Origin of the sequence: Arsenophonus endosymbiont of Aphis craccivora (genome assembly GCF_013460135.1) — a bacterium.
GTDB lineage: Bacteria > Pseudomonadota > Gammaproteobacteria > Enterobacterales > Enterobacteriaceae > Arsenophonus > Arsenophonus nilaparvatae.
Genome location: NZ_CP038155.1, coordinates 1,363,449 through 1,389,181 on the forward strand (window position 1 = coordinate 1,363,449; position 25,733 = coordinate 1,389,181).

Sequence of the window (25,733 nt, forward strand, 5' to 3'; positions counted from 1 at the left end):
CATGCGTAAATCAGTGATTGTTATTATTGTTGCTGTATTAGTTGTGTTGTATATGTCAATTTTCACCGTTCAACAAACAGAAAGAGGCATTATTCTACGCTTTGGTAAGGTTGTGCGTGATAGTGACAATAAACCTATGATTGATGAGCCAGGTTTGCACCTCAAAATACCATTTATTGAAACGGTAAAAATGCTTGATGCTCGTATTCAGACATTGGATGTTCAGGCCGATCGCTATCTGACTCGAGAAAATAAAGATTTAATGGTTGATTCCTATTTAAAATGGCGAATTACTGATTTTAGTCGTTACTATGTGGCGACCGGTGGCGGTAATCCTTATCAAGCTGAAACTTTACTGAAACGTAAATTTAGTGATCGTTTGCGTTCAGAATTTGGCCGTTTAAATGTGAAAGATATTATTACCGATTCTCGCGGGCGCTTGACCGTCGATGTGCGTGATGCACTTAATAAAGGTTCTGGTTCAGATACAGAAGCGACAAAAGATGCAGATCAGGCTATTGCATCGGCAGCAGCCCGTTTTGATCAAGAGATCAAAGGTAATTCGCCAGTTGTTAATCCAAACAGCATGGCGGCGTTAGGGATCCAAGTTGTCGATGTTCGTATCAAACGTATTGAATTGCCAAGTGAAGTTTCGGAAGCGATATATCAACGTATGCGCGCTGAACGAGAGGCTGTAGCACGCCAACATCGTTCACAAGGTCAAGAAGAGGCCGTGAAGATCCGTGCAGCAGCAGATAAAACAGTGACCGAGACATTGGCAGAAGCGGAGTGCACGGCACTGAAATTACATGGTGAAGGAGATGCGATGGCAACTAAGCTATTTGCTGATGCATTTAACCAAGATCCTGATTTCTATGCTTTCATTCGTAGTTTACGGGCATACGAAAAGAGCTTTAGTAAAAATGGTGATGATGTGATGGTATTAAGCCCAGATACCGATTTTTTCCGCTATATGCGAGCACCAACTAAACAAAGAGCGGTACAGTGATCATTTAAAGATAAATGAAATGATTGCCAATTGACTCTAGGTAAGCCCGCATTAGGCGGGCTTTAATCTGTTAAGATTGTCATGAAAATAGGTATTGGTGTTATAAAAATTGCTGGCAGCTAATGATTGAAATGGTAGAATTCTTTTTTAAGCAATCGAGTGAATTTTGAAATGGGTAAAAACGTTGTCGTATTAGGTACTCAGTGGGGTGACGAAGGTAAAGGCAAAATAGTCGATTTACTAACTGAACGCGCTAAGTATGTTGTTCGTTACCAAGGTGGGCATAATGCTGGTCATACGCTAGTGGTAAATGGTGAGAAAACTGTTCTCCATCTTATCCCATCGGGTATTCTGCGTGAAAATGTCATAAGCGTCATTGGCAATGGTGTGGTATTAGCGCCTGATGCATTAATGGATGAAATGAAAAAATTGGAAGCGCGTAGCGTGCCAGTGCGTGAACGCCTCAAAATTTCGGCAGCTTGTCCATTACTCTTGCCCTATCATGTTGCTTTAGATAATGAGCGTGAAAAAGCGCGAGGCGCAAAAGCGATAGGAACGACCGGCCGGGGCATTGGACCTGCTTATGAAGATAAAGTTGCCCGCCATGGATTACGTGTTGGCGATCTGTTTAATAAAAAAACCTTTCCAGTCAAACTTAAAGAAATTGTTGATTACCATAATTTTCAATTAGTGAATTATTATAAAGCGCCTGCAATAGATTACCAAAAAACATTAGATGATATTATGGTTATTGCCGATATTTTGACGGCGATGACCGTTGATGTCGCTGATTTATTATACAAAGCGCATCAAAAAGGCGAATTAGTGATGTATGAAGGTGCTCAGGGAACATTACTGGACATTGATTATGGTACTTATCCCTATGTGACTTCATCAAACACAACGGCGGGTGGTGTTGCCACTGGTTCAGGATTAGGCCCGCGTTATATTGATTATGTTTTAGGAATATTGAAAGCTTATTCTACCCGTGTAGGTGGTGGTCCTTTTCCAACGGAGTTATCTGATGAAACCGGCGAATACCTGCGTGAAAAAGGGCAAGAATTTGGTGCAACAACAGGCCGTTGCCGTCGTACAGGTTGGTTAGATATTGTTGCTATTAACCGGGCAGTTCAAATCAATTCTCTTTCCGGTTTCTGTTTAACCAAATTAGATGTATTAGACGGTTTGGATGAAGTGAAACTTTGTGTTGCTTATCGCAAACCAGATGGGACTGAATTGACTATAACGCCGTTAGCGGCAGAGGAATGGGAAGATTTAGTGCCGATATATGAAACGTTACCAGGCTGGAGTGAAAGTACTTTTGGGGTAAAAGAATATAATCAATTACCTAAAGCAGCCATTGATTATATTAAACGGATTGAGGAATTAACCGGGATCCCGATAGATATTATTTCGACTGGACCTGATCGTGCTGAAACAATGATATTACGAGATCCTTTTGATGCATAAGTTTACCACTCAATAATATTGCTCAAAGAGTGACGCCTGAACATTCAGGCGTTATTTTTATATCTAGTAATTCATATTACCTGATTACTAATCAATTTTGCTTAATATGAAAAAAATTTACATAATAGATATAACTAGATGAATTAATGTCAAGAAGATGTCTTTCCATTTTTGTTTTATAACCAGAGGTTAATGTGCAGTTAACAAGTTTTACTGATTATGGCTTAAGAGCATTAATTTATATGGCTTCATTACCTAAGGATAAAAGAACTAATATTACTGAAGTTGCTAATGTATACGGTGTCTCGCGTAAACATATGGTAAAAATTATTAATCAATTAAGCCGATGTGGACTTGTTGCTGCGGTGAGAGGGAAAAATGGAGGGATTTCCTTAGGCAAGCCAGCTGAGCAGATCCGGATAGGTGATTTTGTTCGTCTATTAGAGCCTCTAGCATTAGTTAATTGCTTCAGCGATTTTTGCCATATTACTTCTGCTTGTCGATTAAAAAAAATATTAAATCAAGCAAGTGAACTTTTTTTAAATGAATTATATAAATATACACTGGCAGATCTAATAGAAAATAATAAGCTACTTTATAAGTTACTATTAAAATAAATAACAGGCCTGGTGTATTAGTGGATTATATTAATCAAAGTGGTAGCGGAGGTGAGTGATGGCAAAAGATCCTTATAAAGACCGGGAAGCTGAGAAATATCATTCACCAATTGCAAGTCGTGAATATATTTTAGAGGTATTAGCAAAATTTACTAAGCCTGTAAGTCGACAGGAAATCGCCCGAATATTAAAGTTAACTAAAGAAGAAGAGTTAGAGGCTTTGCGGCGCCGCTTACGTGCTATGGAACGTGATGGGCAATTGGTATTTACTCGTCGTCAATGTTATGCCTTACCTGAACGCCTTGATTTACTCAAAGGCACAGTTATTGGCCATCGTGATGGTTTTGGTTTTTTACGGGTAGAAGGCCAGAAAGACTATTTTTACCTTTCTTTAGAAGAAATGAAAAAAGCGTTGCATGGTGATGTTGTACTTATCCAGCCATTGGGCAAAGATCGGCGAGGACGTACAGAAGTTCGCATTGTTCGAGTGCTTGTCCCACGAAATAATCATATTGTAGGACGTTATTTTATAGAATCGGGGATGGGGTATGTAGTCCCTGATGATAGTCGACTGTCCTTTGACATATTGATCCCTAAAGAGCAGGTTAACTGTGCCAGTATGGGAAATGTGGTTGTCGTTGAGATGACAACCCGACCAGCGCGCCATACCCAGGCAGTAGGAAATATTGTCGAAGTATTAGGCGAAAGCATGGGGACTAACATTGCGGTAGAGATTGCATTAAGAACCTATGAAATTCCGTATAGTTGGCCGTCACAAGTTGAGAAGCAAGTTGCTGATTTGTCCGAACAGATCCCTGCGTCAGCAAAAAAAGGCAGAGTAGACTTATGTCATCTACCTTTAGTCACCATTGATGGCGAAGATGCCCGAGATTTTGATGATGCAGTTTATTGTATGCCGAAAGAAGACGGTGGCTGGTGCTTATGGGTCGCGATTGCTGATGTTAGTTATTATGTGCGGCCACAAACGGCTTTGGATAGTGAAGCGGTTAGTCGGGGAAATTCAGTCTATTTTCCATCACGAGTGATCCCTATGTTGCCTGAAATTCTTTCTAATGGGTTATGTTCATTAAACCCTGAAGTTGAGAGGCTTTGCATGGTATGTGAAATGCAGCTATCGGCGGAAGGGAAAATTACTTCATCTAAATTCTATGAAGCCGTAATGCGTTCTCATGCCAGATTGACTTATACCAAAGTCTGGAAAATTTTACAGGGTGACGAAGAATTACGTCAACATTATCAAGACCTGGTGCCGCATTTAGAACAACTTCATCGATTATATAAAGCGTTAGATAATGCGCGCATAAAACGGGGTGCTATTTCCTTTGAATCTGAAGAAGCTAAATTTATTTTTAATGCAGAAAAACGCATTGAGCGGATAGAGCCGGTTGAACGTAATGATGCGCATAAATTAATTGAAGAGTTTATGATTTTAGCGAATATCGCTGCTGCACGTTTTGTTGAGCGGAATAAAGAACCTAGCTTGTACCGTGTCCATGATATGCCCAAACAAGAGAGTATTGTAAATTTGCAGACTGTATTTAGCGAGCTGGGTTTGACATTACCAGGTGGCATGAAACCACAGTCAGCTGATTATGCTAAATTTATGGATGAAGTGGCTGAACGTCCGGATCATGAATTGCTGCAAACAATGCTTTTGCGTTCAATGAAACAAGCTATTTATGATCCTGAAAATAGAGGGCATTTTGGCTTAGCACTGAAATCTTATGCCCATTTCACTTCACCGATCCGTCGATATCCTGATTTAGCGCTACATCGTTCGATTAAATATCTTTTATCTGGCCAACATGGAAACAATCAACATCGCTCGACGCCGACCGGTGGTTGGCATGCTGATACTCATGAAATGCTGCAATTGGGAGAACATTGTTCAATGACCGAACGGCGAGCTGATGAAGCAACGAGAGATGTTGCTGATTGGTTGAAATGTGATTTTATGCAGGATCAAGTTGGCAATGTATTTACTGGCATTATCACCAGTGTCACTGGTTTTGGCTTTTTTGTCCGCTTAAAAGATCTTTTTATTGATGGTCTGGTGCATGTCTCATCACTTAATAATGATTACTATCGCTACGATAATGTAGGACAGAGACTTATTGGTGAGTCTTCGAGGATGGTATATCGTCTTGGTGATGAAGTTGAAATTAGCGTTGAAGCTGTACATATGGATGAACGCAAGATCGATTTTGCATTGATATCAACCTTACGTAAGGCGAAAAATCCAGGTAATACAGCAAAAGAAAAAGCAAAAAAGCAATTTAAAAAAACAATTTCAACTCATAGCAAGCAAGATCACAGCCAGGACAAAAATTTTGAGCCCAGTAGTGCATTTATTAAAGCGAATAAAAAAGGCAGCGGCAACGCTAAAAAAGTAGATAAGAAAGGGAAAAAGGTTTCTGATAAAAGTAAAAAAATTGCCGCAAAATTGAGAGCAAAAAAGGCTATCAAAAAAGCACAAAAATAATCTTAGTTATTTTTATTACTGATCTTCATCGGCAATGATTGACTCTCTTTGAGAGTTATAAAGTAATCGATAAATTTATGAGTGAAATTATTTATGGTATTCATGCAGTGCAAGCATTGCTGGAGCGCGATCCATCGCGTTTAAAACAAGTTTATGTACTCAAAGGGCGTGAAGATAAACGTTTATTGCCGATTATTCACCAGCTTGAAAAATTGGGCATTATTATCCAGTTAGCTAATAGTCAATGGATGGATAAGCAGACAGCGAACGCTGTTCATCAGGGTATTATTGCTCAGGTAAAACCCGGGCGGCAATATCAAGAGAGTGATTTAGATATTATTATTTCTCAGACAAAATCACCCTTTTTGCTTATATTAGATGGTATTACCGATCCACATAACTTAGGTGCTTGTTTACGTAGTGCAGAGGCTGCAGGTATTGATGCGGTTATTGTACCAAAGGATAAATCTGCTCAACTTAATGCCATCGCTAAGAAAGTTGCCTGTGGTGCAGCTGAGAGTATGCCATTAATTCGGGTTACCAATCTTGCGCGGACACTACGTCAATTGCAGCAGCATCATATCTGGATTGTTGGAACTTCAGGTGACGCCAATCATACATTATATGAGCGTAAGTTAACCGGAGCGGTTGCATTGGTGATGGGTGCGGAAGGTGAAGGTATGCGTCGTTTAACAAGGGAACATTGTGATGAACTGATTAGTATTCCAATGGCCGGTATGGTTTCGTCTTTAAATGTTTCTGTTGCGACCGGCGTTTGTTTATTTGAAGCAGTACGTCAACGGCACAGTTATTGAGAAAAAAGTAAGAGCATTGATAATCTTGGCAAGATTACTTAACCCAATTCAATGGCGATAAGTGATGATTTAATCTATTGCTTGAGTTTTAACTAAAGGATAGGTATAGTTACGTGTCGATTTTTCAGCCGCACTTAAATAAGTTCCTTGCCTCCATGGGATGCGGCTGACCCTGACAGGAGGCTGATTAATCCGTAAGGAGCAAAACTCATGCGTTATTACGAAATCGTTTTTATGGTTCATCCGGACCAAAGCGAGCAAGTTGCAGGTATGATTGAGCGTTATAGTAGTTCTATCACCGAAGCGCAAGGTCAAATCCATCGTTTGGAAGACTGGGGTCGCCGTCAATTGGCTTATCCAATCCATAAATTGCACAAAGCACACTATGTTCTGATGAACGTTGAAGCGCCGCAAGAAGTGATTGATGAGTTAGAAACAAACTTCCGCTTCAATGATGCCGTTGTCCGCAGCATGATTATGCGTGTTAAGCATGCGGTTACTGAAGCTTCTCCAATGGTTAAAGCCAAAGACGATCGTCGCAGTCGTGATTTGGTTGATGAAGACCTGGAAGGAATTGAGGTTGCTGAGGATTCTGAAGAGTAAATTTGGTTGTGAATACTAATCGATTGGTGCTGTCAGGCAAAATCTGTAATGCGCCGATAAGAAAAGTCAGTCCAGCTGGGGTTCCTCACTGCCAGTTTGTGCTCGAACATCGTTCACAGCAGCAGGAAGCCTGTTTTAATCGGCAAGTATGGTGTAGAATAACCATCATCGCCAGCGGACAAAAATTACAACAGTTTACTCACAGTATAACGGTCGGTAGTTGGATCACAGTTATCGGTTTTATTAGTAGCCATCAGGGCGCTAATGGCTTGAATAACTTGGTGCTTCACGCCGAGAAGATTGAAGTGATAGATTCTGGAGACTAGCCAAATGGCACGTTATTTCCGTCGTCGTAAGTTCTGCCGTTTCACAGCGGAAGGCGTTCAAGAGATTGATTATAAAGATATCTCAACGCTAAAAAACTATATCACTGAAAGTGGTAAAATTGTACCTAGTCGTATTACTGGTACTCGTGCAAAGTACCAGCGTCAGCTCGCTCGTGCTATCAAGCGCGCGCGTTACCTGTCTCTGTTGCCATATACTGATCGTCATCAGTAATTGGTACGGTCCATTAACGACTTAACGACTTAACGACTTAACGACTTAACGACTTAACGACTTAACGACTTAACGACTTAACGACTTAACGACTTAACGACTTAACGAGGATAAGGTAATGCAAATTATTCTGCTGGATAAAGTAGCAAACCTGGGTAGCCTGGGTGACAAAGTTGATGTTAAAGCGGGTTATGCTCGTAACTATTTAGTTCCGCTGGGAAAAGCTGTTCCTGCAACTAAAAAGAATGTTGAATTTTTTGAAGCACGCCGTGCCGAATTAGAAGCTAAATTAGCCGATGTTCTGGCTGTTGCGGAAGGGCGCGCTGAAAAAATTAATTCATTAGCAACAGTAACCATCGCCTCTAAAGCCGGTGATGAAGGTAAACTGTTTGGTTCGATCGGGACTCGTGATATTGCTCAGGCGGTCACTGCTGCCGGTGTTGAGGTTATGAAAAGCGAAGTTCGCTTACCAAATGGTGTATTGCGTACTGTTGGTGAACATGAAGTTCATTTCCAAGTGCATAGTGATGTATTTGCAAAACTGAATGTGAATATTATTGCTGAATAATTGCTTTCTGATTATTATGCACAAACAAAAACACCAGCATCAGCTGGTGTTTTTGTTCCGATTTCTATCAGCTAAATCATTGTTGCTATTAATCAATCGTACAAAGTCAATTGTTTTACTTTTTTATCTCTGCCGAGTGTTAGAGGAATTTTTGGCTGGTAGTCGATAATTTTAATTCATGAAATTGTCACTGTTCATATATTATCATTTATAGATATTATATTTAGGAATAAAATTTATTTTTCAAACTGAAATCCCACCTTTAGGTTTTTAGTATTATAAAATTTATGCTTGAGCAAATATGTGATTTGGCGAAAGAAGCAGGTAGCGCAATTATGACTATCTATGAAAGTGCACAACAACTTGCTGTTAAGCACAAAAAAGATAGCTCTCCGGTGACTGAAGCCGATCTTATTGCTCACCAAATTATTAAAACTGGATTGACAAGTATAACGCCACATATTCCGCTACTCTCTGAAGAAGATCCACCGGCTTGGCAAGAGCGCTGTCATTGGGAAAGCTATTGGTTAGTGGATCCGCTCGATGGAACTAAAGAGTTTATTCATAGAAATGGTGAATTTACCGTTAATATTGCTTTAATTCAGTCGGGTTCTCCTGTTATGGGGATTATTTATGCGCCAGCAAAAAATGTGCTTTATGCTAGTGAGCAAGGGGCGGCATGGAAAATAGTGGATGGAGTAAAACAATCACTTCATGTTGCTAATGGGCATCCCCCGCTAATTGTTATTAGCCGTTCTTATCAAGATAAAGAATTGACTGATTATTTGGCACAAATGGGGCAGCATGAAGTTATGGTGATGGGTTCTTCACTAAAATTTTGTCTTATTGCGGAAGGCAAAGCACAGCTTTATCCGCGATTTGGTCCCACTCATATTTGGGATACTGCCGCAGGACATACGATCGCCCAAGCGGCAGGTGCTAAAGTGACGGATTGGAATGGTAGAACATTAGACTATTCCCCCAGAGAATCATTTATTAATCCGGGATTTAGAGTGTCAATATTCTGATGGTTTAATTAATTATTTTTTTAATTGTGTTTCAATCAATTTAATAACGTTATTTGTCTCTTCAGATGTTAGAGCACCATCTTTAGCAAATAATACGTCACCCTTTTTATTTAATACGATGATGGTAGAACTCTTGGGTTTTAGCTGCCAGGTTTTTTTAACTACACCATTATTATCCACAATAATTTGAGAAAACGGGAATTCTCGCTTACTGTATTCAATACTACTGCGAACAAAAAAACCGGTTCCTAGAATTGTATCATCAGTATTTAATTTATTATTGTTGTTGTCTGATATTTTTTCTGATCAAATTTCTTTTGTTTAATTGCCTCTATTAATGGCTCATTGAGCTCTTTAGCGGAAAGGCGCCCGGCAATATGCAGGATCGTTCTTGTTGTGCCAACAAGTTCCTTGCTGCGCCAATCTTGATAAATAAGTTTACCCTTTTCGTTTAACAAAAGTTCACCTCGATCGGTGACAGTTACGGCAGGCACCGGCTTATTAATTTGTAAGGTGGCAGTTAATGCAGAAAAAGGGTGAGTTAATAAAATTACTATTGGTATGATCTTTTTTAACATAGTACTCCTCGTTAATCTTTTCTAAACTGGTTATTGATGATTATCCTCGTTTATTAGCATAGTCAATCTTAAATATAATGTCTTTGTTATAGAGAGCTGCTTTAGCACATACAGCAAAAGTTGTTAAGGCTTCAAATGAAAAATATTGTAATGATTATTCAAAACTATTTAACCAGTTATCATGTTATGTAAAATCATTAAATCTTATTGGAAAAGGAGAACTAAAGCTTGTAACCAGAGTCTATGATTATAAAATGTGTCATGAATCACATTTCTGTGACTTCAAGATCAACAAAGGGGAGGAAAAAGTTGAATGAAGATTTTTTACCGTTATAACCCACTGAAGATTGCGCGTTACTTTAAGATATTATGTCGTGGTCGATTGTATATCAAAGATATGGGAGTATTTGAATTTGACAAAGGAAAGATATTACCCCCTAGAATTAAAGATAAGCGGCATTTCAACATAATGAATGAAATCAATAAAGAAGTCCTTATCCTCCAGACAGAAATAGGTTAACTCATCTGATAAGTTGTGCGCCACATCCTCAGTGGCGCAAATAAAATATAAACTAATCATGACCTAACAATTTTAATCCATAAGTTTTACGACAGATCGGATTAGCAAAAAGTGTTTTACTATACTTAGCTTTACTCGCTTCATGTTAAATTTAATGCTTACCAACCACATTTCATTTTGTGGCTGGCGTTTAATAATTTGGTCTTGGATCTGTCAACAGCGATGTTTTGATTAATATAAAGATTATAACTTTAAACAAAATTAAATTTATGTGTGCGTTTTTGTTAAAAAATTGAAGTAGTATATATACTTTATCAACTTATCAACACTTGTTGATGGAACATATCAATCTCAAAGAAGAGAAATGTTTTCTCCTATGCAAAAAACTGTTTTAGCTCTACTTATTAGTCTGTCTGCTCTGACAGTCTCCTCCTTTGCTGTTGCCAAAAACGTTACTTACGGTGAACAAAAAATCATACTGTCTGATTCCATTTCTCCTGGTAATGATTTTTATCAATATGTTAATCAAGATTGGATAGCTCATACAAAAATCCCAGCTGGAATGTCACGTATTAATTCCTTTGTTGAGTTATATCTCACAACAGAAAAACAGATGCAAGCACGGATAAATAAACTTGAAGTTCAACTGGAAAGTGAGCTTAATCATAATCAACGCAATATTAGTAATCTTTATCGCAGTTATTTAAATGAAACGGTAGTTGAAAAAACAGGTTTAACCCCGGTACAAAATGCCCTGAATGCTATCAAGCAGGCAAAAACTCACGCTGATATTACTAATTTGATGGCAAAACCAGGTTATATGCCATTTATTTCCTATTGGGTTGGCTTGGATGCAAAAGTACCTGATAACTATGTTCTTTATCTGGGACAAGGTGGTTTAGGCCTACCAAATAGAAATTACTATCTGGATAACACTAAACAGATGGAGACTATCCGTCACGATTACGTCGCTTATATTGCCACTATTTTACATTTAGCGGGAGAATGCGAAAAAGAAGCACAGTTAAAGGCTAAGCAGATTTTTGCGTTAGAAAAATCGTTAGCAAAAGTTCATTGGACACCAGAAGCTGAACGTGACACGTTGAAAAATTATCATCCGATGACGCTTAGCCAATTGAAAAAGTTTACGCCAGATTATCAATGGCAGGGGTTTATTCAACAATGGAAACTTTCAGATGAACAATTGGTGAAAGTTATTGTAGAAAATGACAGTGCAGTTGAACAGCTGGCAAAAATATTGGCTAATACCCCACTATCTACCCTACAAGACTACTTAGTTTTCCATTATCTGAGTAGTAAAGCCAATTACTTGAATCAAGCGTTTTCTGATGCTCGATTTAATTTTTATTCAACTCGATTAAATGGTATTAAACAGCAGCGTTCACGTAAAGAACGGGCATTAGAAGTCGTGAATAAACTACAAGGGGAGCCGTTGGGGCAGCTTTATGTTGCAACATATTTTGATCCTTATGCTAAAAATAAGATCCAAAATCTGGTGAGTTATGTTAAAGGAACGTTTAAAACACGTTTGCAAAATAATGACTGGATGGATAAACGGACTTGCCAAGAAGCACTCAAAAAACTTAACCAATTTACGGTTAAAATTGGTTACCCTGAAAAATGGCATGATTTTAGTACGTTGCATTTGCAACCAGATACATTATTCGACAATTATCTGCAAGTACAAAACTGGCTCTATCAAGATAATATGATCCGGATCGGTGAAAAAGTCAGAAAGTGGGAATGGGGGATGACGCCACAAACAATTAACGCTTACTATAATCCAGTTCAGAATGAAATTGTTTTCCCGGCGGCTATTTTGCAAGCGCCATTTTTTGATCAAAATGCTGATCCTGCTTATAACTATGGTGCCATTGGTGCGGTGATCGGGCATGAGATCGGACATGGTTTTGACGATCAAGGCCGTCTTTATGACGGAACAGGGCAATTAAGAAACTGGTGGTCAACGGCTTCACAGCAGCATTTTAAAGAAACAACAGCCAAACTTATTAAGCAGTATAACGGGTTTAAAATTAATGGTTTAGCTGTTAACGGTAAACTTACCCTAGGTGAAAATATTGGTGATCTCGGTGGATTAAATATTGCCCTCAATGCTTATAAGCAATTTTCTAAAGAACATTATCCTAATGGTGAACCGCCGATTATCGATGGAATGACGGGATTACAACGCTTCTTTATAGCCTGGGCGAGAACTTGGCGCGAGTTAGCTAATAAAGAGTCAGAGTGTAATAAGATTATGGCTGATCCCCATAGTCCTAACCCCTATCGCGCCAACGGTGTGGTACGCAATATGGATGATTGGTATGCAGCATTTAATGTAGAAAAAGAGCATAAGCTTTATCTGGCACCTAAAGATCGAATCCATATCTGGTAGACTTCAATATCAGGCTCTATAGCGTGGAGCCTGATAAACTTGCTGCTTTCGGGTAATAACGTTAGAAACACTTCATTTGTATAATCGCAAATATAAACGATATGTGATATTTAACAATGAGGTGAATTAATAATGGATAAATCAATCACCTTTGCTTGTGTACAGGCAGCTCCTGTATTTATGGATTTGGAAGGAACTATTGATAAAACTATCGATTTAATAAAAGAAGCGGCCAGTAGAGGGGCGGAATTGATCGCTTTTCCGGAAAATTGGCTACCTGGTTATCCTTGGTTTCTTTGGTTGGACTCACCTGCGGCATTAACTCCATTGGTTTATCAATATTATCAAAATTTTTTAGTATTAGGCAGTGAACAGGCAAAGCGTATCGCTTCGGTTGCTAAAGAGAATAATATTTGGTTGCTATTGGGCTTGAGTGAAAGAGATCATGGTACGCTTTATATGGCTCAATGGCTCATCAGTAATACGGGGGAAACGGTCGGTGTGCGGCGAAAACTTAAACCAAGTAATGTTGAGCGCACTCTATTTGGTGAAAGTGATGGTTCATCGCTAAAAACGTTTACCACTGAATTAGGTGTGATTGGGGCATTGTGTTGTTGGGAACACATACAACCGTTAACGCGTTATGTTATGTATGCTCAGCATGAGCAAATTCATATTGGGTCTTAGCCTAGTTTTAGCCTTTATTGCGATATAACAGCTGCTTTGAGCCCTGAAGTCAATATCGCGCTTTCACGATCCTATGCAGTAGAAGGGCAATGTTTTGTTATTGCACCGAGTGCCATTGTGTCAGAGCAGATAATTGAAAAGTTATGTACAGATAAAATTAAACGGAACTTGTTAAAAGCAGGTGGCGGCTATGCACGTATATTTGGTCCAGATGGCAGTGAGCTAACAACCCCCTTGGCAGAAAATGAGGAAGGATTACTGTTAGCTACGCTTGACCCTGCTTCAATTACCTTCGCCAAAGCTATCGCCGATCCGGTCGGGCATGATTCACGTCCAGACGTAACTAGCTTATTATTTAATCCTGCGGCTAATCGCCCGTTATCGATTAAAGCCGCTTCTTTTATTGCACTAATAGATACAAAACAGATTGTATTGCCAGGGAGTTAAGAAGTTCCGGCGAATTAGAATATTATGACTGTTAATTGAACAAATGTAGTGATCAATTCTAATATATCCACTTGACTGTATTTATCTGTTTTAACGGTAAGATAGTGACTAAAATTTGTGGTTAGGTGGTAATTATTTTTTCAGTCTATCTTCTATTTATATGCCTTTCTAAACTTTTTCATGGTTAAGAAAATGTTTTGCATTTCGTTTTTTTGCAAGAAAGTTGCTATTTTTTAATAAGGTATTTCGTGCATAAATTTTGGCGTGACGATATAAAAATAAACAGACCGATAGTCTTATCAGTTAAAAATGTTTTAGCGTGCTATTCAATAGCCATTATTGGGGCTTAAATGGACAGAAAAAGATTGCATTATTTATTATTAATGTCTTGTATATCTTGTTTAATTTAACCAAAATGAGTGAGTTTTTTATTGTTATAAAGTCTATTTTCCATTAGGAGTTGGCGTGGCAAGATATTCTTTGCTTTGTTTTCTTTGTATGTCGATGGTAGTGTCAGTTGCCAATGGTGCCAATCTTCGTTTAAAAGTTGAAGGATTGACAGGAGAACTTGAAAAAAACGTTCGTATTCAGCTCTCAAATATCACTCAGGATGAAATTGCCCCAGATGACCGTTTCCAGGTCAGAGTTGATAAAGCAATTCGTTTAGGATTAAGACCGTTAGGTTATTATGAACCCACCATTGAATTCTCTTATCAGGAATTTCAGCCTACTTCTCGACCCGTTTTGACAGCTAACGTTGATCCTGGAAAACCTGTTCATGTTGAAAATGTTAGTATAACGTTAAATGGGACGGCTAAATATGATAAAGATTATGCGGAAATGATAGCTCGCAATACGCCACCCAAAGGAATTATTATTAATCATGGCGATTATGAAGATTTGAAACAGGGATTTAGTCGTCTGGCAGTGCGTAAAGGTTATTTTGATGCGGAATGGAGAAAAGTCAGTTAGGGGTCTCATTGGCTCACAGGGCTTCTTACTGGATATTTGATTTCAATAGTGGTTAGCGTTATCGCTTCGGTGCCATCAAATATGAAGGCTCTCAAATTCGCGAAGATTATCTAAATAATATTGTTCCCGTTACACAGGGAGACTATTATGCCTCTGAACAATTGGCTGAATTCAATCACCGGTTAGTTAATACTGGTTGGTTCAATTCCGCAATTTTGCCCCATGATATTACTAAAGCTCGTGAAAAAGGCACGCATATTCTGCCAATGCACGCATAACGCCACGTGCGCGTAATCATGTTGCATTAGGTGGTGGTTATTCGACCGATGTAGGTCCCAGAGTCAAAGCTACTTGGAATAAACCCTTGATTAATTCTAGAGGACAGTGTTTTACTTCCAGCCTTAGTCTTTCGCAACCTGAACAAATGATTGATGCCAGCTATAAAATTCCGCTACAAAAGAGTCCATTAGAACAATATTATGCCGTTCAGGCGGGCTTTAAAAGTACTGACCTAAATGATACTCAGTCTGATACCACAACGATGAATTTATTAAGGAATTGGGATTATTATAAAGGTTGGCAATATGGCGTTAATTTGCGCTGGAGTCTTAGCCATTTTACCCAGGCAAATATAACCAATACTACTATGCTTCTGTATCCTGGAGCCGCCTTAGCCGGATGCGACAGCGAGGTGGGGGGGGATAGCCAGCGATATACTATTGATATTTCTAATACTACTTGGGGTTCAGATATCGATTTTGTGGTATTACAAGCACAAAATGTTTGGATAAGAACACCCTGGAAAGGGCATCGTTTTGTGGTAAGAGGCCATCTTGGTTGGATAGAAACTAATCGATTTAACAAAGTCCCACCTGATCTGCGTTTTTTTGCTGGTGGTGATCGCAGTATTAGAGGTTATGGTTATCAAAAAATTTCACCCACCAATAGCCAAGGAAAATTAACCGGTTCTTCAAAATTAGCCGTTGGCTCACTGGAATATCAATATAATGTGACACGTAACTGGTGGGGCGCAATATTTGTTGATGGTGGTGAGGCGGTAAATGATTTTAGTAAAGATGATGTTAAAGTTGGCGCTGGCGTTGGTATTCGCTGGGTTTCACCGGTTGGGCCTATTAAACTGGATATTGCTGCGCCGGTCGGTGATCCTGATTATAGCAAAGTACAATTTTATATTGCGTTAGGTGCTGAGCTATGAAATGGGTAAAACGCATTAGCCTGGTCTTATTGTTTTTGTTACTAATATTATTAACGATGATTGGTTGGATAGTTACCACCCAATCAGGCTTACATTTTGCCCTTAATACAGCAGTGCGTTGGTTGCAGGATTAGAAATTGCGACCATTTCCGGTGGCTGGATTGATTGAAATTTGCAGGGAGTTCGTTATCGAACCAAGGGTATTAATGTTGATGTTGATAAGTTTAATCTTTCACTCGAAGTTAACTGTTTAAAACGTTTTCAATTGTGTGTTAATAATATTTCAACTGACGGCGTCGATGTTAAGATTGATAGCAAAGCCTTTGCATCTACCGAAGAGCCAGCCAACTCAACTCCATTGACTAAATTGTCAACGCCCTATCCTATTTTGTTAAATCAGTTAACACTAAAAAATATCAATATTCAGCTCGATAACAGCCAGATTGCGCTGGCTGAATTAACCATGGCGGCTGATTGGTAAGCTAATCTGTTAACAATTAAACCAACGACAATTAATGGATTAGTGGTTAATTTGCCAAAAACTGTAGTGGAAGAAAATAAAGCGACAGCAAAAGCAGTAATAAAAACCAGCGATCAGGTAGCCGATAAATCACCCGCGGAAACATTAAAAGCACTATTTGCTGAGCCTGGATTAGCTAACTTACCTGAAGTCGTTTTACCTATCGATATTAATATCGAGCAGATCCGAGGAGTAAGCTGGTATTTAAGTGGTGATACTAAGGTGGCAATTGATAATTTGACATTAATGGCGAGCGTACAAAATCAGCAGATAGCTATCAAACAATTTGTTGTTTTGATGCCTGAAGGCAAGACCACTATTACCGGAGATGCTAATTTGGCTCAGCAGTGGCCGGTCAATATTGCTGTTCAAGCTGAATCCTATCTTAACGATGTTAAGGGGCAACAAGTTGATTTAAAACTGGAGGGGGCTTTATTACAACACCTTAAATTAATGTTAAGTTTAACGGGTCCCATCAATGCTAATGTGGTCGCTGAAGCAGCCTTATCACAGGCAGGATTGCCAATTCAATTAACCTTAGAGAGTCAGCAGCTTAATTGGCCACTACAAGGTGAGCCAGAATAATGGTATGGTGACAGGTTATGATCTCTCATTCCGAACTGATATTAATGGACGGGATTTGCCACCGACGTTGTTAACGCTTGATGCTAAAGGGAATGAACAACAGTTTCGGTTAACGCGTTTGCGATTGAATGCGTTGCAGGGAAAAACAGGATTAACCGGTATTATCGATTGGAGTAAAGCGATAAGTTGGAATGGGTTATTAACTTTATCCGATATTAATACTGCAAAACAGTGGCCACAATGGCCAGCTAAATTGCAGTGTAAAATCGTCACGACTGGCAGTTTACATGGTGGTAGCTGGCAAAAATTCCTGAAATTACCCTTGATGGTAATGTAAAAGGTCATTTATTACGCACACGTGGACATATAAGTGCAATGCCGCAGGTCAATGGAACATTCCCGTTTTCAATATCTACTCGGACGCAACAAATTAGATATTAATGGACATCTGAGTGACAGCTGGCAACTAGATGGGATAATTGATGCGCCAGCTCTCGATGGTGTATTACCTGGTTTAGCCGGAGTAATAAAAGGACAATTAAAATTACGAGGTGATTTAAAGTCACCTCAATTACTGGTTGATATCGCAGCTCATAGCGTTAAATGGCAAGATAGCTTAGCTATCGATAAAGCAACTATTCAAGGTGATATCCGTTCTGATAAACAGATCCATGGCCCACTAACTGCTGCTGTTCAGCAGTTGAAACAGGCAGATTTAGTTGTTCATAATTTCACCTTGGATGCTAAAGGTAATGGGCAGCAGCATAGTGTTAACATCAATATCGATGGAAAACCCATTTCAGGTCACTTAACCCTGAAAGGCAGTTTTGATCGACAGAAAGCATTATGGCAAGGTGTGTTAGATAATACGTTATTTAACACCCAGATCGGTGAATGGCAGTTAAGTCGGGCGGTGTCAATTGAGTATGCCAATCAGCAACAGGAAGTCACAGTTTCGCCTCATTGTTGGCTAAATACTAAAGGGCACTTTTGTTTGTCTAAAATGGCTAAAATTGGTAAATCCGGTAATGCAGATATGCTGCTACAGCAGTTTGATTGAGCACTACTCAAACCCTTTTTGCCAGCGGAAACTCAGCTAACTGGCAGTTTTGATGGTGATGCGAAAGTGAGTTGGTATGCCGATGGGCATTCGCCGCAGGTAAAAGTAAATTTGTTTGGTAATGGCGTCAAAATCAAACACTTGATTGAAGGATCATTGTTACCCGTTGAATTTCAAACGCTAAGCTTGAATGCAGATATGAGTAATGGTAAGGCAGTATTAAAGTGGTTAATACAAATTACCAATAATGGCAAATTTTCAGGCAATATACGGATTGACGATCTGGAACAAAGTCTTAGATTATCGGGTAGTATTAATATTAACGATATTTCATTAGCCTTAATTCGTCCAATTTTAAGTAATGGTGAAAGGTTAGATGGCAATTTGAATGCCGATTTAAGGTTGTCTGGCAATATGAAGCAGCCGTTATTAAATGGTAATTTGGCGCTTTCTAATGTAGCAGCAAAAGGACACTGGTTTCCATTTGATATCAATCAGGGGTTCCTCAAACTGGATTTTATGGGAACTCGCTCTCAATTGACAGAACGTATTAATACACCTGAAGGTTATTTGAAGTTAGTTGGAGAAGTGGATTGGCGTAATATTAAAGTTTGGCAAGCGAGAATTTCTGCCACAGGTAACAAATTGCGGATAACATTACCTCCAATGGTTCGTATTGACGTGGAGCCGTATATTGTTTTTGAAGCTACGCCTAATTTATTAAGTCTCAATGGCAATGTAAATATTCCTTGGGCACGTATTACTGTACAAGAATTACCAGAATCAGCAGTTGGCGTTTCATCAGATGAGGTGATGTTAGATGCAAATTTACATCCAATTGAGAAAAAAGGTATATCAATTCCGATATTAACTAATCTACAGATTAAAATTGGAAATGATGTTCGTTTGGATGCATTTGGCTTAAAAGCGCGATTAACAGGAATATTGAAAGTTATCCAAGATAAGCAAGGGCTGGGTTTAAATGGCCAGATTGATATTCCTGAAGGTCGATTTCATGCATATGGGCAAGATCTAATTGTGCGAAAAGGACAAATTTTATTTTCCGGCCCCGTTGATCAGCCATTCTTAAATGTAGAAGCGATCCGCACTCCAGATAGTACCAATGATAATGTGATTGCGGGGGTAAGAGTTACAGGCTTGGCTGATAAACCAAAAGCAACGATTTTCTCCGAGCCAGTTAAATCGCAGGAGGAAGCTCTGTCTTACTTACTGAGAGGTGAAGGGTTAAATAGTAGTGGCGCAGATAGTACTCATATGGCTGCTTTGCTGATTAGTCTGGGAGTTTCCAAGAGCGGAAAATTATTGGGAAGTATTGTTGAAACATTTGGTGTTTCCGACTTAGCATTAGATACTCAGGGTGTTGGTGACCAATCTCAAGTTGTCGTGAGTGGTAAGATAACGAATGATTTGCAAGTTAAATATGGCGTAGGGATATTTAATTCTCTTGCTACATTAACACTACGCTATCGTTTGATGCCAAAATTGTATCTAGAAGCTGTGTCTGGCGTGGACCAGGCAATAGATCTGCTTTATCAAGTTTGAGTTTTAATTATGCGTATAATTGTTTATGGTAGTTGAAGGCGTAATCAGGGAAATCATCATTGGATGACTTATGCTCAGCTGTTAGGACAGTATAGGTTGGAAGGTTATGAGATTTATGACTTAGGTTATTACCCTGCAGTAATACGTGGTGAAGGGACGATAGAGTGTGAAGTTTATCGTATTACACCATCCATTTTGACTGAACTTGATGAATTAAAAAGGAACTCTCAGGATTATGTAAGAGAATTGATACCTACACCTTATGGTAATGCATGGATTTATCTTTATAAACTTTCGGTAGATGGTTTACGCCGAATTGAAAGTGGTGATTGGCTAAAGCGTGATGTAAAAAGCAAATAAATTTTTCTAACCAGATCCCTTTTATCGCTGATAAAGGGGATCTAATTAAAACTCTATAATGGTTATTTTTTAGCTGCGCGTTCAAAAGAAGAAAGAATTTCAGCTTTTGCCGCATCAACATTTTCCCAACCATCCACTTTTACCCATTTGCCTTGTTCTAAATCTTTATAGTGTTCAAAGAAATGTTTAATTTGAGCGCGTAGTAATTCAGGTAAATCGTTAATATCTTTAATATGATCATATTCTTTAGTTAATTTAGAATGAGGCACCGCAACCAATTTTGCATCTTCACCCGATTCATCGGTCATTTTTAATACCCCGATTGGGCGACAACGAATTACTGCTCCTGGTTGTAGCGGATAAGGTGTTGGAACTACAACATCAACGGGATCGTCATCCAAGGAGAGAGTATGATTGATATAACCATAATTACAGGGATAAAACATAGCGGTAGACATAAAACGATCGACAAAGATGGCTCCAGATTTTTTATCTACTTCATATTTTATCGGATCCGCATTCGCGGGAATTTCTATAATAACATAGATATCTTCAGGCAGCTCTTTCCCTGCCGGTACATTATTTAGGCTCATAAAAAATGTCCTTTATTTAACGCTAAAATTGAGTAGCGGTTATTATAGCCGTAAACGAAACAAAAACTCACTATCACTATAAAAATAAGCTTAACAATAGAGGCCAGATCGTTTGCCTTTATTGCTTATGATAGGATGTTATGCATTAACTGAAAATTCAAGCATAAAGCTTTCGGCTTTTTCTACCATAGATTTTGTTCCAACAAAGAAAGGTACACGGTGATGTAGTTGTTCTGGGACGATATCTAAAATTCGATTAGTACCATCACTTGCTTTACCTCCTGCCTGTTCGGCTAAAAAGGCGATCGGATTGCATTCATATAGCAAGCGTAATTTACCTTTAGGGTGACTTGCTGTACTTGGATAAATATAAATCCCACCTTTTAGTAAATTTCGGTGAAAATCTGCCACCAAAGAGCCAATATAGCGCGTGGTATAAGGGCGAAGCGTTGCGGGATCTTGTTCCTGGCAATATTTTATATATTTTTTTACCCCTAATGGAAATTTACTATAATTTCCTTCATTGATTGAATACATATTGCCTTGTGGTGGAAACAGGCTTTGTTGAATAAATCGAACTTTTAGGTGATTGGCGGATCTGATCGCTAAATTCGTTTCAACATCAGGTCCCCATGGCAAAGCAAAAGTTTAAAATTACCAACTGGCCCGCGTACAACAAGGCACTCAGACAACGTGGTTCCCTGACGGTCTGGCTTGATGAGTCGGCCATCGCTGGATGGACTGACAGTTCTTCGCCTGAAGGTCGTGGCCGGCCGCTTTACTACAGCGATATGGCTGTTACCACTGTCCTGATGATGAAGCGTGTGTTTAACCTGTCGCTCCGGGCATTACAGGGCTTCGTTGATTCGATTTTTAAACTCATGTCTTTGCCGCTGTGCTGTCCGGACTACTCGCTGGTCAGCAGACGAGCAAAGAGCGTCAACATCAGCATAAAAACGCCAACGCGTGGTGAAATCTCGCATCTGGTCATCGACAGTACCGGTCTGAAGGTCTTTGGCGAAGGTGAAAGGAAAGTCAGGCAGCATGGGGCTGACAGACGAAGAGTGTGGCGCAAGCTTCATCTGGCAGCAGACAGTGTGACTCATGAGATTATCTGTGCCGACTTATCGCTCAGCGGAACGACAGATGCGCAGGCACTGCCGGGCCTGATTAACCAAACCCACCGGAAAATCAGGGAAGTGTCAGCAGACTGTGCTTATGACGCCTGTTACTGCCACGATGCGTTGCTAAGAAAGAAAATCAGGCCCCTTATCCCGCCGCGAAGCGGAGCGAAATACTGGCCGGACAAGTACCATGAACGTAACCATGCGGTGGCGAATCAGCGTCTGAGCAGGAGTAATGATATGTGGAAAAAGAAAGTGGGTTATCACCGGCGTTCAGTGGCAGAAACAGCGATGTTCCGCATAAAAACTTTGCTGGGTGGCCATCTGAGGCTGCGTGACTATGAGGCTCAGGTAGGTGAAGCAATGGCGATGGTCAAAGCGCTGAACCGTATGACGTTGTTGGGTATGCCACACAACGTCAGGATCGGATAACAGCTGTAGCAGAGGGAGCCATCATGGCGGCTAATTCTGATTTATTCAACAAAGCCATGTTGTTTATAAAAATGAGGTAGTTGCATGCAGAAGGGCATGATCTTCGATCTTGATGGTGTTATTGTCGATACCGCTTTTTATCATTTTAAAGCTTGGCAATATTTGGCTAAACAAATCGATATTGATTTTGATGCGACCTTTAATGAAACTTTGAAGGGAATAAGCAGAATTGAGTCATTGGAGAAAATTTTGCATTATGGTAATAAAGCCGATGTTTTTAGTGTGGCAGAAAAAAATGCCCTGATGGACAGTAAAAATGATTACTATGTAAAATCACTCAGTAAACTGACAGAAAAAAATATCTTGCCTGGGGTATTGCCTTTTATTAAGCAAGCGAAAAAAAAGAAAATACCTTGTGCGATAGCCTCCGCTTCTAAAAATGCCACAATGATCCTAGAGCAACTGAATATTAAAGATTATTTTAATGTAATTGTTGATCCTCACTCTTTATCTAAAGGTAAGCCGGATCCAGAGATTTTTTTAACAGCGGCCAATTTAATCGATGTATTACCTAATGAAGCGATTGGTTTTGAAGATTCACAAGCAGGAATTACAGCATTAAATAGCGCGAATATTTTTTCTGTTGGCATATCGTCAAAAGACAATTTAGTGGGTGCAGATTTACGAGTAGACTCTTTTGTAAAAATTAATTTTGAGCAACTGTTATGTCTATAACTGAATGCTTTAATTATTTAATATAAATAGTAAACATTTAGTAAAATAACCTCTTTTGCATCTTTAGGTCAGGCAACAAATTAGTCATTGAGGTTGGTGATATATAGTTTTACTTATAAATGTTGACAGCGCTTTTTCACTGTCAGCATTTATAACAGCCATTACCTTAATGTATTTAAGAATATGTAACGGGCATGTTTTGCAACTGCTGAATACTAAAATCAACAACAGGAAGTTCTGGAGAAAATAGATGTCTGGTAGTTTTATATGGAAATATTTTCCCTTTACTTACAATATGTTCTCTAATTTTTTCAGGGCAAAAAGGCTTACCGTTACACCAGTGGTAAACACTTACACATTCATAGTTATAATCAAGCATGACACAAGGAAGACATGCTAGACCTAACCGATATGCAGCACAATATCGATGATTACCATCCATAATAATCCCAGTTTGTTTTTCTATTGGGACAGCCGTTATCCATCTCTGACAGTGAATAATCTCCTCTACTAATATTTCTACATGTTCAATGTTGACCTCTTCAGATGGACGGATCAATGCAAGTGGTCGCAATACTATGTTATATATCATGTGTACCTCATCTGATATCAGCAAGTACGTTAAGTAGGGTATCAATCTCTTCTTCACTGTTGTATGCATGCAAAGATGCACGTACGACAGCGTCAAGTCCACGATTTTTCATATCAATAAATGTTGAATTAAATCGTGAACAGGAAACATTCATACGACGTGGATGAGTGGATAGATACTTTTGTACATTTTCTGGAATAATATTCTTGACGGTAAACGTAACAATCCCAGATAAATATTTCCCACGATCATGTATCTGAATGTGAGGTAAATCCTTCAGACCGGTTCTAAGTTGTTTGCCAAGATGAAGAATTCGTTGAGTTATATTTTCCTGGCCTAATGATGTAGCATATGCGGCGGCAGCTCCCAGACCAAGACGATCCGCAATATTAGCTTCCCAGCATTCAAAACGACGTGCGCTATGATTAATGCGATAATGATTAGCACTTTCCAGCTTCGCGGCATGATGATCAAGCAATATTGGTTCTATAGTTGAGCTTAATATGTTATCTATCCACAGAAAACCAGTACCACGTGGAGCACGTAAGTATTTGCGACCAGAAGCGGTTAGTACATGACAGCCAATTTTTTTGATATCCAATGGTAAATGCCCAATTCCCTGGCAGGCATCCAGAAAAAACCATACGCCTGCTTCACGCGCGAGTGCGCCAATTTCCTCGACGGGTTGTATTGGCCCACCATGTGTACCAAGCAATGGTAGGCTTATTCATCGAACATTGGGATTATCCAATGCTTTCTTTAGGTGTTCCAAACAAACAGCACCAGTTTCATCTTCATTCAGTACTTTAACCTTTATACCATCTCGTTTTTGTCTTTGCAGATAAGGTATATAATTTCCTGCATACTCAGTTGTTGAGGTAAGAAGAATGTCACCAAATTTCAATGGTAAAGAATAAAAAGCCATATCCCAGGCACGAGTCGCATTCTCCATCAGTGCGATATCAGCAGGTTTTGCATTGATAAGCGTTGCTAGTTCCTGATAGACATTGTCAATTGACTGTCGCTGGGTCACAGCAGCTTTATATCTACCGATGGTGGTGATTTCTCTGGAGTAATGTTCCTTTATCGCACGTATAACGGGTTCAGGCATTAAACTTGCCCCGGCATTATTAAAATGGATGACATGCTCCGTTCCTGGAGTATCAGCGCGAAGCTGTGTCATACAAACTGTCACTATTATGCCCATCTGTTTTCAGACTAACCATATATCCTGCTAAGTACGGAATGGGAAGGAATTTATGATGAAGACGACGAAATGTATCATCGGGATCAAGTTCACTGAATAGTTCAGGATGGATCCATTTTGCTAATTGCTGGATGTCAATGACATCGTAAGGACTGTTGTAGAACTGATGCCAAATAGCGAAAAATGCATTATTATGCTGATCTGAACTGTTTTTATAGGCAGGGCGGGTAGTAAACCATGCTAGGAAAGTCAACATAGAAGATGAAGATAGGGATCCCGGCGCTGGAAAGCGCCGCCTCATATCCTGAATCTACGATCGCTTTTCTTGCATCCATGTTCATGATGATAACGTCAGGTTTGAGGCTAATGGCCAGCTCTACATCGAAAGTTCCCTGTTCGCTACCACCAAAAGTAGGGATTTTTTCCAAAAGGGGAAAACTTTTTCGATACTGTTGCCATGTCGCTTGATCTGACTGAATTAAATCCTTTCTCCAGGCAACCACTCGCTTAGCTGGATTTTCCTTATCTAACATTGCAACAAGGTAAAGTTGTCGACCTTCGCCTAGGATCACGCGCTGAACCGGAAGTTTGACTGACACAGTTCTACCGAGGAGATCGGTCACCGGAGTAGCTATTTGTTCCGCTTGTACACTGGAAGAAATTAGCAGTATGGTAAAAAATAAAAACCTTACTATCATAGCTCATACCCTATAGATTTATTTGATTCTTTGGAGGAGTGGCTAACTTTCAACGTGATAAAAAATGTGATGAGATACATTACAGCGACACAAATAAACAAAGCAGGCAATCCTGGCCAAAGAAGAGTTACTCCACCAAGAGCAATACCAGCAATAGAAGCAATAGAAGCAATAGAAGCAATAGAAGCAATAGAAGCAATAGAAGCAATAGAAGCAAAATGGCTTATACTTTGTGTCAGGCCAAGTACATAACTTTA

20 protein-coding genes and 7 pseudogenes are annotated in these 25,733 nt (G+C 39.4%); 20 read left to right on the plus strand and 7 right to left on the minus strand.

What is annotated here, in order from left to right; all coding sequences use genetic code 11:
- The first annotated feature begins 1 nt into the window (after position 1).
- The 10 genes from hflC to cysQ all read left to right on the plus strand — a co-directional run bounded on the left by hflC (position 2) and on the right by cysQ (position 9,171).
- Entirely contained in the window at positions 2 to 1,009 is a 1,008-nt protein-coding gene (hflC, locus tag E3U36_RS07050) for a protease modulator HflC (RefSeq protein ID WP_180815999.1), read from the plus strand.
- 171 nt (positions 1,010 to 1,180) lie between these two features.
- Positions 1,181 to 2,479 (plus strand): adenylosuccinate synthase, encoded by a 1,299-nt coding sequence (locus E3U36_RS07055; RefSeq protein WP_180816000.1) that lies wholly within the window; start codon positions 1,181 to 1,183, stop codon positions 2,477 to 2,479.
- Positions 2,480 to 2,673: 194 nt separating this feature from the next.
- Complete coding sequence (gene nsrR, locus E3U36_RS07060) at positions 2,674 to 3,096, plus strand: nitric oxide-sensing transcriptional repressor NsrR (RefSeq protein WP_180816002.1); 423 nt, start codon at positions 2,674 to 2,676, stop codon at positions 3,094 to 3,096.
- A 58-nt stretch (positions 3,097 to 3,154) separates the two neighbouring features.
- Positions 3,155 to 5,599, plus strand: a complete 2,445-nt coding sequence (rnr, locus tag E3U36_RS07065; protein ID WP_180816004.1) for a ribonuclease R — start codon at positions 3,155 to 3,157, stop codon at positions 5,597 to 5,599.
- Between the two features lie 77 nt (positions 5,600 to 5,676).
- The gene (gene rlmB / locus E3U36_RS07070) at positions 5,677 to 6,414 is read left to right on the plus strand and encodes a 23S rRNA (guanosine(2251)-2'-O)-methyltransferase RlmB (RefSeq protein ID WP_180816006.1); all 738 of its coding nucleotides are present in this window, start codon (positions 5,677 to 5,679) and stop codon (positions 6,412 to 6,414) included.
- A gap of 210 nt (positions 6,415 to 6,624) precedes the next feature.
- Positions 6,625 to 7,017: a 30S ribosomal protein S6 gene (rpsF, locus tag E3U36_RS07075; RefSeq protein ID WP_180816007.1), complete on the plus strand. Its 393-nt coding sequence runs from the start codon at positions 6,625 to 6,627 to the stop codon at positions 7,015 to 7,017.
- 8 nt (positions 7,018 to 7,025) lie between these two features.
- Positions 7,026 to 7,343: a primosomal replication protein N gene (gene priB, locus E3U36_RS07080; RefSeq protein ID WP_180817574.1), complete on the plus strand. Its 318-nt coding sequence runs from the start codon at positions 7,026 to 7,028 to the stop codon at positions 7,341 to 7,343.
- A gap of 4 nt (positions 7,344 to 7,347) precedes the next feature.
- Positions 7,348 to 7,575: a 30S ribosomal protein S18 gene (rpsR, locus tag E3U36_RS07085; RefSeq protein WP_159180722.1), complete on the plus strand. Its 228-nt coding sequence runs from the start codon at positions 7,348 to 7,350 to the stop codon at positions 7,573 to 7,575.
- Between the two features lie 118 nt (positions 7,576 to 7,693).
- The gene (gene rplI / locus E3U36_RS07090) at positions 7,694 to 8,143 is read left to right on the plus strand and encodes a 50S ribosomal protein L9 (protein WP_180816009.1); all 450 of its coding nucleotides are present in this window, start codon (positions 7,694 to 7,696) and stop codon (positions 8,141 to 8,143) included.
- Between the two features lie 287 nt (positions 8,144 to 8,430).
- Positions 8,431 to 9,171, plus strand: coding sequence for a 3'(2'),5'-bisphosphate nucleotidase CysQ (gene cysQ, locus E3U36_RS07095; protein WP_180816011.1), 741 nt, complete (start codon positions 8,431 to 8,433; stop codon positions 9,169 to 9,171).
- Between the two features lie 12 nt (positions 9,172 to 9,183).
- Here cysQ and E3U36_RS13220 read toward each other — a convergent pair whose 3' ends face one another.
- Positions 9,184 to 9,468, minus strand: a complete 285-nt coding sequence (locus E3U36_RS13220) for a YtfJ family protein (RefSeq protein ID WP_369412969.1) — start codon at positions 9,466 to 9,468, stop codon at positions 9,184 to 9,186.
- Entirely contained in the window at positions 9,441 to 9,749 is a 309-nt protein-coding gene (locus E3U36_RS13225; RefSeq protein WP_369412935.1) for a YtfJ family protein, read from the minus strand. The genes E3U36_RS13220 and E3U36_RS13225 overlap by 28 nt, the downstream gene beginning before the upstream one ends.
- A gap of 313 nt (positions 9,750 to 10,062) precedes the next feature.
- On the opposite strand from E3U36_RS13225, the gene E3U36_RS07105 reads away from it, so the two are divergent.
- The 7 genes and pseudogenes from E3U36_RS07105 to E3U36_RS07130 all read left to right on the plus strand — a co-directional run bounded on the left by E3U36_RS07105 (position 10,063) and on the right by E3U36_RS07130 (position 20,095).
- Positions 10,063 to 10,269, plus strand: a complete 207-nt coding sequence (locus E3U36_RS07105) for a DUF1107 domain-containing protein (protein WP_180816013.1) — start codon at positions 10,063 to 10,065, stop codon at positions 10,267 to 10,269.
- 364 nt (positions 10,270 to 10,633) lie between these two features.
- Positions 10,634 to 12,685: a M13 family metallopeptidase gene (locus E3U36_RS07110; protein WP_238337417.1), complete on the plus strand. Its 2,052-nt coding sequence runs from the start codon at positions 10,634 to 10,636 to the stop codon at positions 12,683 to 12,685.
- A 132-nt stretch (positions 12,686 to 12,817) separates the two neighbouring features.
- A pseudogene (locus E3U36_RS07115) lies at positions 12,818 to 13,819 on the plus strand (carbon-nitrogen hydrolase family protein).
- Between the two features lie 465 nt (positions 13,820 to 14,284).
- Positions 14,285 to 16,007: pseudogene (gene tamA / locus E3U36_RS07120) on the plus strand (autotransporter assembly complex protein TamA).
- Positions 16,004 to 16,141 (plus strand): hypothetical protein, encoded by a 138-nt coding sequence (locus tag E3U36_RS13440; RefSeq protein WP_439647259.1) that lies wholly within the window; start codon positions 16,004 to 16,006, stop codon positions 16,139 to 16,141. Before tamA ends, E3U36_RS13440 begins: the two are co-directional and overlap by 4 nt.
- Positions 16,142 to 16,179: 38 nt before the next feature.
- Positions 16,180 to 19,735: pseudogene (gene tamB / locus E3U36_RS13550) on the plus strand (autotransporter assembly complex protein TamB).
- Positions 19,736 to 19,744: 9 nt separating this feature from the next.
- Positions 19,745 to 20,095 (plus strand): annotated as a pseudogene (locus E3U36_RS07130) (gamma-glutamylcyclotransferase family protein).
- Positions 20,096 to 20,157: 62 nt separating this feature from the next.
- Here E3U36_RS07130 and ppa read toward each other — a convergent pair.
- Both ppa and E3U36_RS07140 read right to left on the minus strand, forming a co-directional pair.
- Complete coding sequence (ppa, locus tag E3U36_RS07135; RefSeq protein WP_180816015.1) at positions 20,158 to 20,688, minus strand: inorganic diphosphatase; 531 nt, start codon at positions 20,686 to 20,688, stop codon at positions 20,158 to 20,160.
- Between the two features lie 138 nt (positions 20,689 to 20,826).
- Positions 20,827 to 21,243: pseudogene (locus E3U36_RS07140) on the minus strand (class 1 fructose-bisphosphatase); the annotation flags it as partial.
- Positions 21,244 to 21,320: 77 nt separating this feature from the next.
- Here E3U36_RS07140 and E3U36_RS07145 point away from each other — a divergent pair.
- Together E3U36_RS07145 and pgmB are read left to right on the plus strand one after the other, a co-directional pair.
- Positions 21,321 to 22,244 carry an IS5 family transposase gene (locus tag E3U36_RS07145; RefSeq protein ID WP_180816017.1) on the plus strand — a complete coding sequence of 308 codons (924 nt, stop codon included), beginning with the start codon at positions 21,321 to 21,323 and terminating at the stop codon, positions 22,242 to 22,244.
- An 84-nt stretch (positions 22,245 to 22,328) separates the two neighbouring features.
- Complete coding sequence (pgmB, locus tag E3U36_RS07150) at positions 22,329 to 22,979, plus strand: beta-phosphoglucomutase (RefSeq protein WP_180816019.1); 651 nt, start codon at positions 22,329 to 22,331, stop codon at positions 22,977 to 22,979.
- A gap of 175 nt (positions 22,980 to 23,154) precedes the next feature.
- Here the strand turns inward: pgmB and E3U36_RS07155 are convergent, their stop codons facing one another.
- The 3 genes and pseudogenes from E3U36_RS07155 to E3U36_RS07165 all read right to left on the minus strand — a co-directional run bounded on the left by E3U36_RS07155 (position 23,155) and on the right by E3U36_RS07165 (position 25,476).
- The gene (locus E3U36_RS07155; protein WP_238337419.1) at positions 23,155 to 23,553 is read right to left on the minus strand and encodes a ParB N-terminal domain-containing protein; all 399 of its coding nucleotides are present in this window, start codon (positions 23,551 to 23,553) and stop codon (positions 23,155 to 23,157) included.
- A gap of 25 nt (positions 23,554 to 23,578) precedes the next feature.
- Positions 23,579 to 24,778, minus strand: a pseudogene (locus E3U36_RS12640) (aminotransferase class V-fold PLP-dependent enzyme).
- Positions 24,735 to 25,476: pseudogene (locus E3U36_RS07165) on the minus strand (TroA family protein). Before E3U36_RS07165 ends, E3U36_RS12640 begins: the two co-directional pseudogenes overlap by 44 nt.
- A gap of 69 nt (positions 25,477 to 25,545) precedes the next feature.
- Here E3U36_RS07165 and E3U36_RS12645 point away from each other — a divergent pair.
- The gene (locus tag E3U36_RS12645) at positions 25,546 to 25,728 is read left to right on the plus strand and encodes a hypothetical protein (RefSeq protein WP_238337420.1); all 183 of its coding nucleotides are present in this window, start codon (positions 25,546 to 25,548) and stop codon (positions 25,726 to 25,728) included.
- The last annotated feature ends 5 nt before the right edge of the window (positions 25,729 to 25,733 follow it).